The 13,265-nt window shown below is 43.1% G+C and carries 12 protein-coding genes, 1 riboswitch and 1 other annotated feature; of the genes, 6 read left to right on the top strand and 6 right to left on the bottom strand.

All coding sequences use genetic code 11. The features are described from left to right. Positions 1-7: 7 nt before the first annotated feature. The 3 genes from MHI15_RS04080 to MHI15_RS04070 all read right to left on the bottom strand — a co-directional run bounded on the left by MHI15_RS04080 (position 8) and on the right by MHI15_RS04070 (position 4,403). On the bottom strand, positions 8-1,648 hold the full coding sequence (locus MHI15_RS04080; RefSeq protein WP_139329858.1) for a thiamine pyrophosphate-binding protein: 1,641 nt from the start codon (positions 1,646-1,648) through the stop codon (positions 8-10). A gap of 155 nt (positions 1,649-1,803) precedes the next feature. Then, positions 1,804-1,900: riboswitch (cyclic di-GMP riboswitch) on the bottom strand. A 174-nt stretch (positions 1,901-2,074) separates the two neighbouring features. Next, entirely contained in the window at positions 2,075-3,325 is a 1,251-nt protein-coding gene (locus MHI15_RS04075) for a methyl-accepting chemotaxis protein (protein WP_036676188.1), read from the bottom strand. 121 nt (positions 3,326-3,446) lie between these two features. After that, positions 3,447-4,403, bottom strand: coding sequence for a helix-turn-helix transcriptional regulator (locus tag MHI15_RS04070; RefSeq protein WP_076278349.1), 957 nt, complete (start codon positions 4,401-4,403; stop codon positions 3,447-3,449). A gap of 157 nt (positions 4,404-4,560) precedes the next feature. Here MHI15_RS04070 and MHI15_RS04065 point away from each other — a divergent pair, with 157 nt between their 5' ends. Beyond that, entirely contained in the window at positions 4,561-5,394 is an 834-nt protein-coding gene (locus MHI15_RS04065) for an SDR family NAD(P)-dependent oxidoreductase (RefSeq protein ID WP_076127482.1), read from the top strand. A 374-nt stretch (positions 5,395-5,768) separates the two neighbouring features. Here the strand turns inward: MHI15_RS04065 and serA are convergent, their stop codons facing one another. Both serA and MHI15_RS04055 read right to left on the bottom strand, forming a co-directional pair. Then, positions 5,769-7,361 (bottom strand): phosphoglycerate dehydrogenase, encoded by a 1,593-nt coding sequence (serA, locus tag MHI15_RS04060; protein WP_076281428.1) that lies wholly within the window; start codon positions 7,359-7,361, stop codon positions 5,769-5,771. 243 nt (positions 7,362-7,604) lie between these two features. Beyond that, positions 7,605-7,835: a binding site (T-box leader), on the bottom strand. 110 nt (positions 7,836-7,945) lie between these two features. Beyond that, a complete protein-coding gene (locus MHI15_RS04055; RefSeq protein WP_076127483.1) occupies positions 7,946-8,851 on the bottom strand; it encodes a hypothetical protein in 906 nt (301 codons plus the stop codon). Positions 8,852-8,966: 115 nt separating this feature from the next. Here MHI15_RS04055 and MHI15_RS04050 point away from each other — a divergent pair, with 115 nt between their 5' ends. Genes MHI15_RS04050 through MHI15_RS04040 form a run of 3 tightly spaced genes read left to right on the top strand, consistent with a single transcriptional unit; the run spans position 8,967 to position 10,811 of the window. Continuing rightward, a complete protein-coding gene (locus MHI15_RS04050; RefSeq protein ID WP_036676197.1) occupies positions 8,967-9,560 on the top strand; it encodes a CPBP family intramembrane glutamic endopeptidase in 594 nt (197 codons plus the stop codon). After that, positions 9,557-9,961: a hypothetical protein gene (locus MHI15_RS04045; RefSeq protein ID WP_076184021.1), complete on the top strand. Its 405-nt coding sequence runs from the start codon at positions 9,557-9,559 to the stop codon at positions 9,959-9,961. Before MHI15_RS04050 ends, MHI15_RS04045 begins: the two co-directional genes overlap by 4 nt. Before the next feature lie 7 nt (positions 9,962-9,968). Next, the gene (locus MHI15_RS04040; protein ID WP_081387079.1) at positions 9,969-10,811 is read left to right on the top strand and encodes a metallophosphoesterase; all 843 of its coding nucleotides are present in this window, start codon (positions 9,969-9,971) and stop codon (positions 10,809-10,811) included. A gap of 149 nt (positions 10,812-10,960) precedes the next feature. Here MHI15_RS04040 and MHI15_RS04035 read toward each other — a convergent pair whose 3' ends face one another. Further along, the gene (locus MHI15_RS04035) at positions 10,961-11,848 is read right to left on the bottom strand and encodes a polysaccharide deacetylase family protein (RefSeq protein WP_282579788.1); all 888 of its coding nucleotides are present in this window, start codon (positions 11,846-11,848) and stop codon (positions 10,961-10,963) included. 103 nt (positions 11,849-11,951) lie between these two features. Here MHI15_RS04035 and MHI15_RS04030 point away from each other — a divergent pair, with 103 nt between their 5' ends. Both MHI15_RS04030 and MHI15_RS04025 read left to right on the top strand, forming a co-directional pair. Continuing rightward, positions 11,952-12,323 (top strand): hypothetical protein, encoded by a 372-nt coding sequence (locus MHI15_RS04030; RefSeq protein WP_076141316.1) that lies wholly within the window; start codon positions 11,952-11,954, stop codon positions 12,321-12,323. 234 nt (positions 12,324-12,557) lie between these two features. Further along, a complete protein-coding gene (locus tag MHI15_RS04025) occupies positions 12,558-13,172 on the top strand; it encodes a genetic competence negative regulator (protein WP_036676203.1) in 615 nt (204 codons plus the stop codon). Positions 13,173-13,265: the final 93 nt, after the last annotated feature.

Raw genomic sequence — 13,265 nt, 5'->3', positions numbered from 1 at the left:
TAGCCTCCTAGTTTAGGTTCAAAGTACGGTGTGCAGTCGGAGGGACTTCATCACGGTCTGTTAGTAGTTCAATAACGGCAACATGGTTTAGAGCTACCGCATCTTTAATTGCAGCTGTGAATTCATCCGCAGTCTCACATTTGTAGCCTTTAGCACCTAGAGATTCAGCGAATTTCACGGCGTCCATTGGTACTTCATATAGAGTTCCATCGATACGACCTGTGGTTTTCTCCATACCCTTAAGAGCCATATCTAGTTGCTTATTATTGACCACGATAAAGATGACAGGGATATCTTTGCAGACAGCGGTGTTAATCTCAGCGCCGAGCATCATGAAACAACCATCACCTGTAATGCAGAGGACAGTTTCTTCAGGAGCTGCGACTTTTGCACCAATAGCCATGCCGATCGAATTACCCATGCAAGCAAAATACGCATCAAAAACAAAGCTGCCCGGTTTCTTAACCTTGTACCATTTTGCAGCGTGGAATCCATGACTTCCATCATCAACGAAAATTGAATTATTATAAGGGATCAAATCACTTAAAGTGCTCATTACCGAAGCAAGGGAAAGATTCTTAAGGGTTGGAAGCTCTTCTGAATAATCCGCATCGGCCAAAGCCTCACGTTTGGTGATTGTGCTTGGGTCAATATGATTTAGGCAGTGCACCAAATTATCGCGCAGGTCCCCAGTGACCGGTATCGTTTTGGATAATAGTATTTTTCCGACAAAGGTTGGATCAATATCAAATTGAATTAAAGTTGCTGGATGATTCTCCCGTTTAAGATTACAGATGGTCATATCACTTAAACGTGATCCAAGCACTATAAATAAATCGCTTTTATTCAATAAATCGTCCCCGTGGGTCGAACCGCCAACGCCAATAGGACCATGATAGAGTGGGTGATCCCAGACTATAGCCCCTTTTCCACCAGGAGATGTTACTACAGGAATATTAAAAGTTTCTGCGAGTTGAACAAGCTCTTTATGTGCTCCGGAGCGGTTAATTCCTTTACCCGCAATAATCAAAGGATTCTTAGCAGCTTGAATAGCATCGATGACTCTATCGATATTAGCTTGACTAATTAGAGACTCTCTTTCTGGGATTACTATATTGCATTCTTCCAATACTTCAGTTTGTACATCAAAAGGAATACAAAGATGAACAGGACCCCGTTTGGTCAGGGCCACAGAAATCGCATGATTAAAAATAGTACCAAAGTGATCCCCACGTTCAACCAATTTACTGAACAAGGTGGCAGGTCTGAACATATCAGCTAAATCAGCCAGAAAAGAGGTGGAGTCCTGACATTGAGGAATTCCAAGCTCTGTAATGGATTGGTGGCCGGTAATAAATAGGACAGGTAGGTTGTTAGCTTTCGCATGTGCTGCTGCTGTAAGCAGGTTAGTTCCCCCAGGACCCGAAGTACCAAATGCTACGCCTAGGTTACCCGTTTTCAGCGCATACCCTGCTGCTTCGAATCCGGAGCTTGCTTCATGTCTGCCGGGAATAAATTCAATACCGTAATCCACCATCTTTAGAACTATTGGACAAATGGATTTGCCAATGATCCCAAAAGAATGGGTGACTCCAAGGTTACGTAGTGCTTCCGCCATGTAATCTGCGACTGTCTTCAAAAGAAACACCTCACAAGTTTTTTGATATATATTAGTTATTAATCTACCGAATAGATACGATAGATCAATATACTCAAAAAGTAAAAACCTGTGCTCTATAGTAAGCACAGGTTGGTGGCATAAGGCGCCGCTAAGACTGAACAATAGTTCAGCCGTCCTGGTTCCTCTGCAACCTGGCAATCATGGCCTCAAACGAAAAAATGAGGCTGTAGATCCATGGTTTTGCGTCATCCTCTTTCGAGGATTTTGCCAATATTAATTTATAGTTGATAAGAATAATTTTCCTTTACAATATATTCCTCATTAATTTTTGTCAACATAATCCGCTAAAAAAACTCGAAATTTGACGAAAGTCTTGTCCAAGAGATGAAGTTTTGCCTCGCGAAAAAAACTGCCACCTAAGACTCAGCTTAGGTGGCAGTTGATAGTTTTGAACTAGAATTTAAAGATATGAATGGTTTTTTGCAGATTAAATACGGCCTGGGTCATTTTTTCCGTTTCTTCTGCAACAGACTGCAGGGCATTAATCTGTTCATTCATAGCCGCCGATACCTCTTCCGTGCCAGCAGCAGTTTCTTCGGTGATTGCTGAGATATTCTCAATTGCACTGGAAATTTTCAAGGCACTTTCTAGCATAAGATCACTCTCCGCAGAGAATGAAGAGATTTGCTCGGTAATGTACTGCACGCTTTGTACAATTTGTGCGAAAATATGGGCAGATTGAGTGATCATTTCATTCTGAACCTGCACAACCTCTTCATTGATGGCAATATTATCGATGGCTTGTTTAATATCTGACTCAATGCTGCGGACCAAGCCGAATACTTCTTTTGTGGATGCCGTAGATTCTTCAGCAAGCTTGCGAACCTCTTGAGCTACAACGGCAAAACCCCGACCATGCTCTCCGGCACGAGCAGCTTCGATGGAGGCATTCAGTGACAGCAGGTTGGTCTGCTCAGCGATCTCTGTGATGGTCTTGGTGATCATCGTAATCCCGCGGGCATTTTGTGAGAGAGCTTCAATAGTATCAGCCACTTTTTGTGTAGCCTCTATGTTTTTACGCATGCCTTCAGCCTGTGTATCTACGGATTGGCGCCCTTGCTCAACAAGTTCTAAGGTATGTATTGAACGTCTGTTCATTTCTTTGGTGGAGTTCGTATAATTGGATACTTTGGTCTCAATGTCTTTAATGGATTCTGTCATATCAGCGATATCCGTAGATATTTCATTTGCACCAAGAGCGAGCTCAGTAGAAGAAGAGGCTACTTGTGCCATGACAATTTTCAGGTTCTGGTTCTTATCTTCGATTCCGCGGCTTGCATCCATAACTTGACGGGTGATCTGCGATGCATCGGTCAGAATCTTCTTGAGCTTATCAATCATTGTGTTAAAGGAGCGGCTTACGTCACCCATTGAACCATTTTCGTCCGCTCTGCTAGTGAAATCACCCTTTGAAATACTGTGAGATACATTAGCAATATCATCAAAAGATGATGTAAGCGTTCTCTCCACGAAGCGAGCAACAGGTAAAGTCAGACCTGCAAGAACAACTACTAGTATAATTCCTACGAGAAATTGACCTAGAATCATTAACGTAACTAAGACAGGAATAGCAAACAGTGCGGCAACGAGGTAACATCCGGCAACAATTCTTTGTTTTAACGGAAGTTTGTGCATCCAGCTCATTGGTAAAATGTCCCCCTTATTAAATTTTATGTAATGGTGTTATTATAGGGGATTTATAGGTCATTGGTCTATAGAGAAGTGTCATAAATCTTCTTTAAGTAGTAGATATTTAGAATTCATGTCAAAATTCCTCATATATTGTGGAAATTGTTTTAATAGCAGACTTTACCATCCCTACTAGTTCGATAGGAGCTAAAACAATAACTGAAGGAGAGAAAGAGAGTACGATACGACAGGCAGATTCTATAGCATTAAACTCGGCCTCCACGTTCATCCACCCAGTATTAGCAGAGGGTTCTACTAAAGTTATAGTTACATATCTTTCACGTTGTAATTCTTTAAGAATAGACTCATTCACCTTTAAGTTCACTACATATTTTGGCAGTGCTGCTTTGAAAGCTAAAGTCGATTGTTCCCAGTAGCTTTTTAAATCAAAAGCCTCAGGTCTGACAAATGATTCATAAGTTGCGTCAGCTTGTATTAATCTCGACACGCGAAAAGTCCGCATTTCACCCTCGGTTCGTGCCACTACATACCAAACTCCACGTTTTGCGACTAACCCGAGAGGTTCAATGAAACGCTCCTTCATCTCGTCATTCCGTGGGTAAGTGATCTTCACTTTACGGTCTTCCCAAACAGCTTCCTGAAGGACAGAAAGAAACGGGTACGTCTCGTCGGAAGGGTGCCAGCTGGCACCATCTATATGAATGCGCTGGCTCAGGTAACTGGCTGGATTATTCGGCCTGGATGGGGAAGCAGCCTTCAGCTTAAGCACGGCAGAAGAGAAGTCGTTTTGTATACCCAGATCTTTTAAAATCGAGGAGTCTGCGGACAGCAGCAGAGTAGCAATTTCTGAGGGCTTCATACCCGTTAAGGAGGTCCGGTATCCTTCTGTGAGCATCCAACCTCCTTCGCGTCCCCGTTCGGCAAGAATCGGTATTCCCGCTGTACATAAGGCTTCCATATCTCTAAACACAGTTCGTTCAGACACTTCTAAGGTCTGGGCTAGCTCACGGGATGTCATCTTTCCACGATTTTGCAGCAAAAGTAAGATGGATAACAAACGATCGGCTCTCATTAAGGGACACTCCTCCTCCTAATAAATGTTGGCTAGTTCTTAATTAATTATTATATTATATATGTCAGTTGATGTCATATTAAAGAATTATACTATATAAGGTAAGGATTAAATGCAGAACATTTAGAGAAAAACAAGTGTAGAAAGGATTGAGAACATGACTTTAAAAGGAAAAGTAGCATTGGTCACCGGAGGCAGCAGAGGTGCTGGTAGAGGAATTGCATTGGAGCTGGCAAGGAAAGGTGCATTCGTTTATATTACGGGCAGAACGACAGAGGCTTCTGGCATAGAGCATAGCAAGCGGAGCATTGATAACGTACTTAGGGAAATAAAAGCGGAGGGAGGGTCCGGCAGCGCCATACGATGTGATCATACAAAAGATCAGGAGACAGAGGCGGTCATTCGCCAGATTGCTTCAGAGCAAGGAAAGCTTGATATTTTAGTCAATAATGTATGGGGCGGCAACGATTTACCTATTGAGCAGAAGTCTTTCTGGGAGCTTCCTACAGCGCATTGGGACAATATGTTTAATGCGGGTGTGAGGGCACAGTTGATAACAAATTATTATGCAATACCATTAATGCGTGAGGCAAAAGCTGGCGGTCTAATCATCCACACAACCTTTTGGGATCATTACAAATATCTTGGAAACTTCTATTATGATCTTTCTAAAAACTCACTTGTCCGCATGGCCTACGGGTTATCGAATGAGCTTAAAGAGGACAACATTGCAGTTATTCCGCTTACTCCGGGCTGGATGAGGACAGAGGCGGTGTTGGAGAGCATGAACACGGATGAGGAGCATTGGCATGAGGTTGAAGAATTGCAGATGACTGAATCCACAACCTATATCGGTAGAGCAGCCGCTGCTCTAGCAGCCGATCCTAAGGTCATGTCTATGACCGGACAACCGCAGCAGGTTGCTAAGCTGGCTGAAAAGTATGGATTTACAGACATCGATGGTCGGACTGTTCCCGCATTCTTAGTCTAAACAGCAAACTTGATCTGTTTGATCCCATATGTGCGTACGAAGCAGTATAGGACACAGCTGATCTATAATGCAGTATTTTCGTATATTTAGAACGCTATCGGTCCCCATAGACGTTATTGATAGGCAAAACACCTGATTTAGCTCTCTTTTTGAGGAATAGTGGCACTAGAGTCCGAAACCCTGCTTCAAAGGCGAAATTATTGCATATAGGGTCATCTGGGTCCGTAACCTCAAGGGTGTCCGTAAGCCTGCACGAGGGAACTCGATTCGGTGTTGTAAATGAAGCCGAAACGGGTTAACGATCAACAACAAAAGCAGCGAAACTCCTATAAGAGGAGGATCGCTGCTCTGTTGTTTGATTTCTATCGTATTGCTTACAGAAGAATGATTTCTTCGGCAGCGTTGATTTCTGGTAGACCAGCAAGCTTCACAAGCACATGAGTAGGTACAGCTTTATCAACGGTCAGCAGCATGATTGCTTCGCCACCAACGATTTTACGTCCCACTTGCATGGAAGCGATATTGACATCATTTTCGCCCAGCAATGTGCCCACAAGTCCGATAATGCCTGGTTTGTCGTTATGGGATACTACAATTTGATGTCCTTCAGGAGCGATATCAACCGGGAACTTGTTCACTTGAACAATTCTTTCTCCATAACCTTGCAGCAATGTTCCGGCTACGAGACGTTCTTGGTCGTGATCTGTTTTAAGGGTCACGGTAATCAGATTAGTGAAGCCTTTAGTTTTGGAAGCTTTAGTTATTACTACATTAACGTCGCGTGTTTTTGCCAAGTGCATGGAGTTAACGATGTTAACATCCTCAGCGAAGTGGCGGGAGAGCACGCCTTTCACAATATAGCGGGTAAGTGGTTGGGTATCGACATCTGACAGATCACCCGCATACTCAACATGGATTTCACGAATAGCACTATCTGTAATCTGGGTAACAAAGCTGCCCAGCTTCTCACCAAGTGTGAAGTAAGGCTGGAGTTTGTTCATTACGCTTGGAGCAACTGGAGGAATATTTACAGCATTGATGAACGGTTCATTACGCAGAATATGCAGTACTTGTTCCGATACATCGATCGCTACATTCTCCTGAGCTTCAATTGTAGAAGCGCCCAAGTGAGGAGTCACGATAATTTTTGGATGCGACAAGAATGGGTGATCTGCTTGTGGCGGTTCTTTTTCGAATACGTCAAATGCAGCGCCAGCAACAATACCGCTATCAATAGCTTCTACTAACGCCATTTCATCAATTACACCACCACGGGCACAGTTGATGATGCGCATTCCCTTTTTCATCACTTCAAATTGCGGGCGGGAAATCATATGGCGTGTTTCCGGAGTAAGTGGAGTGTGCACAGTAATGAAGTCTGCTCCGCGGACTACATCGTCTACGGAAGCTAATTTTACTTCCAGTTTCTCAGCACGCTCAGCAGTTAAGAAAGGATCAAAAGCAAGGATTTCCATGCCGAAAGCTTTGGCACGTTTTGCCACTTCGCTACCGATTCTGCCCATTCCCAGTACACCTAAAGTTTTGCCGCGAAGTTCTACACCCACGAAGGTTTTTCTATCCCAGGTTCCACCAATTGTTTTTGCGTAAGCTTGTGGAATGTGACGGGCCAAAGCCATCATCATTGCAAAAGCATGCTCACAAGTTGTAATGGTATTTCCATCAGGAGCGTTGATAACAACAACCCCACGTTGAGTAGCAGCTTCCAGCTTGATATTATCTACACCCACACCTGCACGACCAATGACCTTTAAGTTTTTTCCAGCTTCGATAATTTTTTCAGTTACTGTAGTTTGACTGCGGACGAGTAGACCATCATATTCACCGATGATTGCAACGAGCTCATCTTCACTGAGACCTGTTTTTTTGTCTACAACTACATCTGTTGCGTCCATCAATTGCTGAATGCCCAAATCACTGATTGGATCCGATACTAATACTTTAAACATGGTTTCTTATCCCCCTTAAAGTTGAAAAGCTTTATATGTCGAGGACGCCCTGATGGGCAGTCCACAATACCAGAAGGTTCACGAACTAGTAGAGAAAAACATGTAATAACAGTAGATCAACGCGGTGTCGCACAAAAGAAACAGCGTGCAAGAGTACCGCGAAATCGGTAACTTTGGGCATAAGGTAGTATTTATGGGGGATTAGGGAATTAAAAAAACTCCCAACCCCATACTACTGCCGTAGTAAGGGACGAGAGTTATCTTCGTGGTACCACCCTAATTCACTGCAACTTGGAAGAAGCAGCCTCATTGGCCTGCATAGGCCACACTGTTAACGGAGTTGATCCGATTGTACCTACTTTAAGGTTCGATACAATATCTCAGGAGCGCTAAAGATAGCTGTTCGTCACCGGTTTGCACCAACCACCGGCTCTCTGAAGACTTCCAGGATCTTTGTTCCATCATCGGTTTTGAATGATTAATTTTTTCATAATGTAACACGGTATGCAAGTTGTGTCAATAGGCTTTGCAAGCAGCGTTTCTTGAAGTGAACTTCATTTTTCGTTATGATTCAATAACTGGTTCTATTCAAAAAAGAACGGAAGCTGTGGAAGTGTCTCCCTGTTATAATACTGTTCCCGCCATTTTACAAAATCCTGTTCCTGCACAGCACCTGTAGAAATCAACAAGGTTACTGAGGACTGGATATCCGAAAGATTTAATGAGCTTGCAGTGCCTGAGTAAATCATATCGTCTATTTTAGCAGTGATGTCCTGAGGATCATAACCTGCAAAAATTCCGCGATTCAGCATCATGTCAGCGATAGAAGCATTCTTCAAAAGAAGCGGCATTTTTTTCCACTGGATGAAAGACATCGTTTTTAGTTCGCCAGGTGCAGAAGGTATTTTCTGGTTTGTCTTAGAGCCCCATTTTAGCATAGAATCATAGAAGTTCTTTTGTGCTAACAGACCGTACTTCACGGCGCCGGTTGTAAATTCATCATTTTTCAATAACTTGGCTGTCTCTGCACCAGAGGCACTGGTAGAGACTTTGCCGGAGGCCTTAGAAAATAAAGTTAAGCTTTTGAGTACATTGACCTGTGACTGATGTAATAGAGGAGAGTTAGTGAAAATTGAATCTTGATTAACTCTTTCATATTGCTGGTCTGCTAGAATACTTAGATTCTTCATTACTGCCGCATTCATACGAGCATCTGTGCTGCGCGCTAACTTATCTACTTGAATGTTCCAATTCCGCTTGAATTCCCGATAGGGCAAAAATACGTTATGATAGAAAGTAACAAGATCCTGCTGTTGATACGAGCCCGTGAATTCTACTAATCCATTCATGCTTGATTGATTGTCATATTTGGCTTCAGTTTTGTCTGCGCCAACCTTGACGCCAGTAAAAAATGCGGCGAAGGCGCAAACTAAGAAAAACAAAAAAACTAGCGTGTATAACATTTGATTGCGGGACTTACGTTTGCTCATAATAAATGCTCCTTTTTCTGGGGGGATTATCCTATGTATTATGTATTGATAGCAACACTATGGACGGTTTCTCTCTCGGAGCGGCCCGAAAAAAATAAAGAACAGGCAGGTCACGATGAAAAAATTCAAATTTGGCGAGATTAAGGTTAAAAAGGTAGAACCAGGCCAGTTGACAGACCGTCTTCTGCTGCTCAATCTCTATATCACTCAGGGGCTCACATTAATTATCGGTTTGATATGGATATTATTTCAGAAAAGAAATCCTTTTCAGCTATTAATTATTCCAGAAAAAGTACATTTTGTGGCATGGGGCCTTGGTCTTGCTGCTGCAATGCTAATTGTTGACTATTTATTGACACATATTGTCCCTGAGGAAAGCATGGATGATGGTGGAATAAACGACCTTTTATTTCGAAATCGCCCTGTGTGGCATATTATCGTCATAGCAGCAATTGTATCGGTATGTGAGGAGCTCTTATTCCGCGGAGCCATCCAATATTCCATTGGCCCTTATTGGACGAGTATAGTATTTGCTCTTATTCATGTCCGTTATTTACGTCACTTTGTACCTACCGGCTGGGTATTCTTAAGCAGTTATGGTCTTGGATATATTTACATTCAATCGGGCAGCCTCTGGGCCCCTATACTATGTCACTTCTTCATCGACCTGATCTCAGGTCTGGTGATCCGCTATAGGAGGGAATCATGAGTGAGGAATTAAGCCGGGTAAAGTCTCGACAAAAACAACACAAAAGTGAAAGCAAACATCCTGGCAAAAGTAAAAAAGAGAAGCGGACTTCGGAGGCTGTAAAAAAGGCTACTCCTGAAAAGAAGTCTACTCCTATAAAGAAAAATGCTACCGCTCGGGTTTCTACAGCAACTTTATCAAGAAAAGCTCGCCGCCCAGCAGGTTCTGCAAAGCGCTCTTCCACAGGAAGTAAAGAGAAGGACGAAGAATCTGTTCCTTCTCGTTCAGATACTTATTCTTCAGAAAAAGTTCGTTTAAGCAAGATGTTTGTAAATTCTTTGATTTTTACCTTTGTTATTTTGCTAATCGGGCTGCTTTGGTGGGGAATTGAAGGAGCGCCTCCGCTGAGCACATTATGGTGAGCACATTATGGTGAGCACATGGGCATGGGGAATGGCTTTGGTCATTTTATTGATAGCTGCGGCCGTTGTCATAATTATGGTGATTAATGCTTTTAGAAACAGAATTATTACCGAGGAAATAATGCTAGATTCGCTACCTGAAGAGTTTGATGGATTTCGTATCTTGTTTATAACAGATATCCATCGCCGCCGCCTTCCTTCCGCGCTTCTGACACCATTAAAGGGTGGGGTAGATGTTGTTTTTCTGGGAGGAGATCTAACGGAAAAAGATAGTCCTTTAAATCGTCTTGTCGATAATATGACTCTAGTTACTTCTATTGCATCTACCTATGTTGTGCATGGAAATCATGATTACCGGGCTAATATTTCAAGGGTAGATGAGATTATTCAGGACAGTGGTGCAAAACTGTTAATGGATGAAAATGTGGCTTTTGAACGTGAGGGAGCTAAACTTTGGTTAACCGGAATTGATTTTCCGAAAAATGGGGGCAAAACTCCATACGGTCCTTTTCCGCCATTAACCACAAACACTTCTGCTGAAGATACCTGTCGTATTATTCTTGTACATGATCCGCTTTGGTTATCGAAGCGCCAGAGTGTGCCAGCGGACCTGATTCTGGCAGGTCATACGCATGGGGGGCAGATGATCCTTCCATTTGTGGGTCAAAGACATGTAGAGCATTTCTATCATAAATATGACGCTGGAAAGTTTAGTTGGCCAAGAGGGGACGGTTCCGCAAAAAATGCCCTGCTGCTGATCAGCAGAGGGTTTGGAACAGCACATCTGCCACTTCGCTGGGGCAGTCCTGCTGAAATGCATGTGCTGACACTGCGTAAATCAACCCAATAGTGCATACTCTTTCCAGTAAGGAAAATTGGTAGCGTAAAAAGGGGGTTCCAAAGCCATGCAAATGGCTTTTGGAACCCCCTTCTATTTTTGTTTGATTCGAAAACAATTGCACTGAAGAAGCAACTATCGGACATGTAAAGATGAGAAGATCAACGCATTTTTAGCTCAATGCTGCGCGGATCAACAAAGCTGTAGCCTTTACCCTCAAGTGTAGTGAGCAAGGTATCCAGTCCCTCAACGGTCCATGGTAGCTCATGCATCAGGATATTACTGCCGGAATGCAGCTGATCGGTAACATTACTGATCAATTTTTCTGTCTTACCCGTTTCCTTTTCTTTCATTTCCCAGTCAAGTGAGCCTACAGACCAGGTCATGTATAACATTCCATTCTCAGCCGCGACCTTCTTGCCAACATCCCCGCCGGCACCATGTGGCGGACGGAAAAAGTGAGGAGCTTCTCCCAATGTTTCTTTGACAATATTTTGAACATCTTCGATTTGCTTTTTAACCTCAGTATAGGACTTGTCTTTCAATACAATATGATCCCAGCTGTGGTTGCCGATAATTCCACCGCGGTTATGTATTAACTCCAGAAGCTCAGGATGCTCCTTAACACGATAACCATTTACGAAAAAGATGGCTTTAGCTTGATGTTTGTCCAGAACATCCATCAAAGGGTTAATCATTGCAGCATCTTTAGGACCGTCGTCAAAAGTGAGCAGAACCACTTTTTTATTTGTAGCTTCCTCGTTAGGGACGATGTCGTAATTTTTGTTCATATGGTACAGCAGTGGAATTTCAGCGGATGCTTCACCCTTACTGGCTGTACTATTTCCTGTAGTACCTCCATCTGCTGTTGCTTCAGGGGTAGGACTGGCTGTTGCTTCAGGTGCTGGCGCCGTAGTTTCTGCGCTTTGTGTAGCTGCCGCCGTGGGCGGATTGTTTGTGGTGTTTGTTTCCTTGGCTGTATTTCCATTTGCACCGCTGTTGCCACAGGCTGTAAGCAGCAAGGTAGCCAATAGGAGCACTGATGTCATTTTACCCACTTTTTTCAACTCGCTTTCTTGTTATTAGGTTGTATGAGCCGGAATCTTTCCGCGAACACTAAACATGATTTTACCATACAAGGAGGCTGGAAATATGAATACTTCGTCATTTTTATGCGGGGTGCTGATGGGCGCCGCAGCCAGTATGATTATGTCCAAAAAGCGGAATTCTTTAATGTCTTCGCTAGGGCAATCGGGTGGTTCCATGAGTGGGGCTGCAGATAAAGCAAAAGAAAAAATAATCGGTATGGCCACGACTGGTTTTGGTAACACTGCTGTTTCAAGCAGTAATGCTCAAAGTAACGGTTCAAGCAGCGCAACCTCTGAGCATAAGACTGAATCACCAGTGAAGTCGAAGGAATCCAATCTTAAATTGTTAAAGGAATTCATTCGCAGCAATCCTGAAGTAAAGAGCGAAGTAGAGCAGATTCTTAAAGAAACGCATACAACCATACCGGGATTGTAACCGTAAAGGACTCCATCAGAATCATTTTGGGGATGAAATATTCCGCAGAATGATTCTTTTTTATTATTCAGGGCCTTGAAAATGGTTTATTCAATAGAGAGGATTTTATATATTTATTTACGTGCATTTATCTCGGCAAAATGATAACATACTTACATAGTAACCATTTTTGGCTCATTACTCGGGACTCATCATACATTATAATAAATGAGCTTGCAAAAGGAGGATCCTGTCATGAGAATAGAGCGATTAAGTCAAGATAAGATACGGATTTTCCTCACTTTTGACGACCTGAGCGAGCGGGGCATCCAGAAGGAAGACATGTGGCAGGAAGTTCCTAAGGTTCATGACCTGTTTACGGAGATGATGGATCAAGCATATAGTGAACTAGGTTTTGATGCCACGGGTCCGCTTGCCGTAGAAGTTTTCGCATTGCCCGCGCAAGGCATGGTCGTTATAGTGACCCGAGGAAAATATGATCACCATCAGTACGGTGCGTCCGGGGAAGAAGAATTGCCAGAAGAGATTTATGAAATGGAAGTTACTCTTGAACAAAGCGACTCCATTGTATATGCATTCCGCGATTTCGAGGTTCTGGTTGAAGCGGCTCATGTGCTCATCGGTAATATTACTTCCCAGGGGAAACTGTATTCTTATAACAATAAATGGTATCTGTATTTCGATCCAAAGGAATTTGAAGAAACGGCGTTGTCAGGTCTTGTTGGCGTACTTGCTGAGTTTGGAGATTCCTCACCGGTCACAGAAGCTGTTCTCGATGAATACGGGAAAACAGTGATGCCGGAGAATGCGGTCCAGTTATTGTGCACTCATTTTAAGCGTCAGGAGTAATTAGGCAAGACTAGGGGCTGATGACCATTGTTTAGGCCGATCAGCCCTAGTCTTGTTGTTGGTGATATGTCGGTCATTCTTGTATCAAAGTTA

It is taken from the genome of Paenibacillus sp. FSL H7-0918 (genome assembly GCF_038007025.1).
Classification (GTDB): domain Bacteria; phylum Bacillota; class Bacilli; order Paenibacillales; family Paenibacillaceae; genus Paenibacillus_AQ; species Paenibacillus_AQ odorifer.
Note: the sequence above shows the minus strand (reverse complement) of the source record. Positions and strands in the feature narration are given on the sequence as shown.

What these genes read in the sequence shown, in the direction of transcription:
- MHI15_RS04075 (WP_036676188.1), bottom strand. Translation starts at nt 3,325, where the DNA reads ATGAGCTGGATGCACAAACTTCCGTTAAAACAAAGAATTGTTGCCGGA.
- MHI15_RS04070 (WP_076278349.1), bottom strand. Translation starts at nt 4,403, where the DNA reads ATGAGAGCCGATCGTTTGTTATCCATCTTACTTTTGCTGCAAAATCGT.
- MHI15_RS04065 (WP_076127482.1), top strand. Translation starts at nt 4,561, where the DNA reads ATGACTTTAAAAGGAAAAGTAGCATTGGTCACCGGAGGCAGCAGAGGT.
- serA (WP_076281428.1), bottom strand. Translation starts at nt 7,361, where the DNA reads ATGTTTAAAGTATTAGTATCGGATCCAATCAGTGATTTGGGCATTCAG.
- MHI15_RS04055 (WP_076127483.1), bottom strand. Translation starts at nt 8,851, where the DNA reads ATGAGCAAACGTAAGTCCCGCAATCAAATGTTATACACGCTAGTTTTT.
- MHI15_RS04050 (WP_036676197.1), top strand. Translation starts at nt 8,967, where the DNA reads ATGAAAAAATTCAAATTTGGCGAGATTAAGGTTAAAAAGGTAGAACCA.
- MHI15_RS04045 (WP_076184021.1), top strand. Translation starts at nt 9,557, where the DNA reads ATGAGTGAGGAATTAAGCCGGGTAAAGTCTCGACAAAAACAACACAAA.
- MHI15_RS04040 (WP_081387079.1), top strand. Translation starts at nt 9,969, where the DNA reads ATGGTGAGCACATGGGCATGGGGAATGGCTTTGGTCATTTTATTGATA.
- MHI15_RS04035 (WP_282579788.1), bottom strand. Translation starts at nt 11,848, where the DNA reads ATGACATCAGTGCTCCTATTGGCTACCTTGCTGCTTACAGCCTGTGGC.
- MHI15_RS04030 (WP_076141316.1), top strand. Translation starts at nt 11,952, where the DNA reads ATGAATACTTCGTCATTTTTATGCGGGGTGCTGATGGGCGCCGCAGCC.
- MHI15_RS04025 (WP_036676203.1), top strand. Translation starts at nt 12,558, where the DNA reads ATGAGAATAGAGCGATTAAGTCAAGATAAGATACGGATTTTCCTCACT.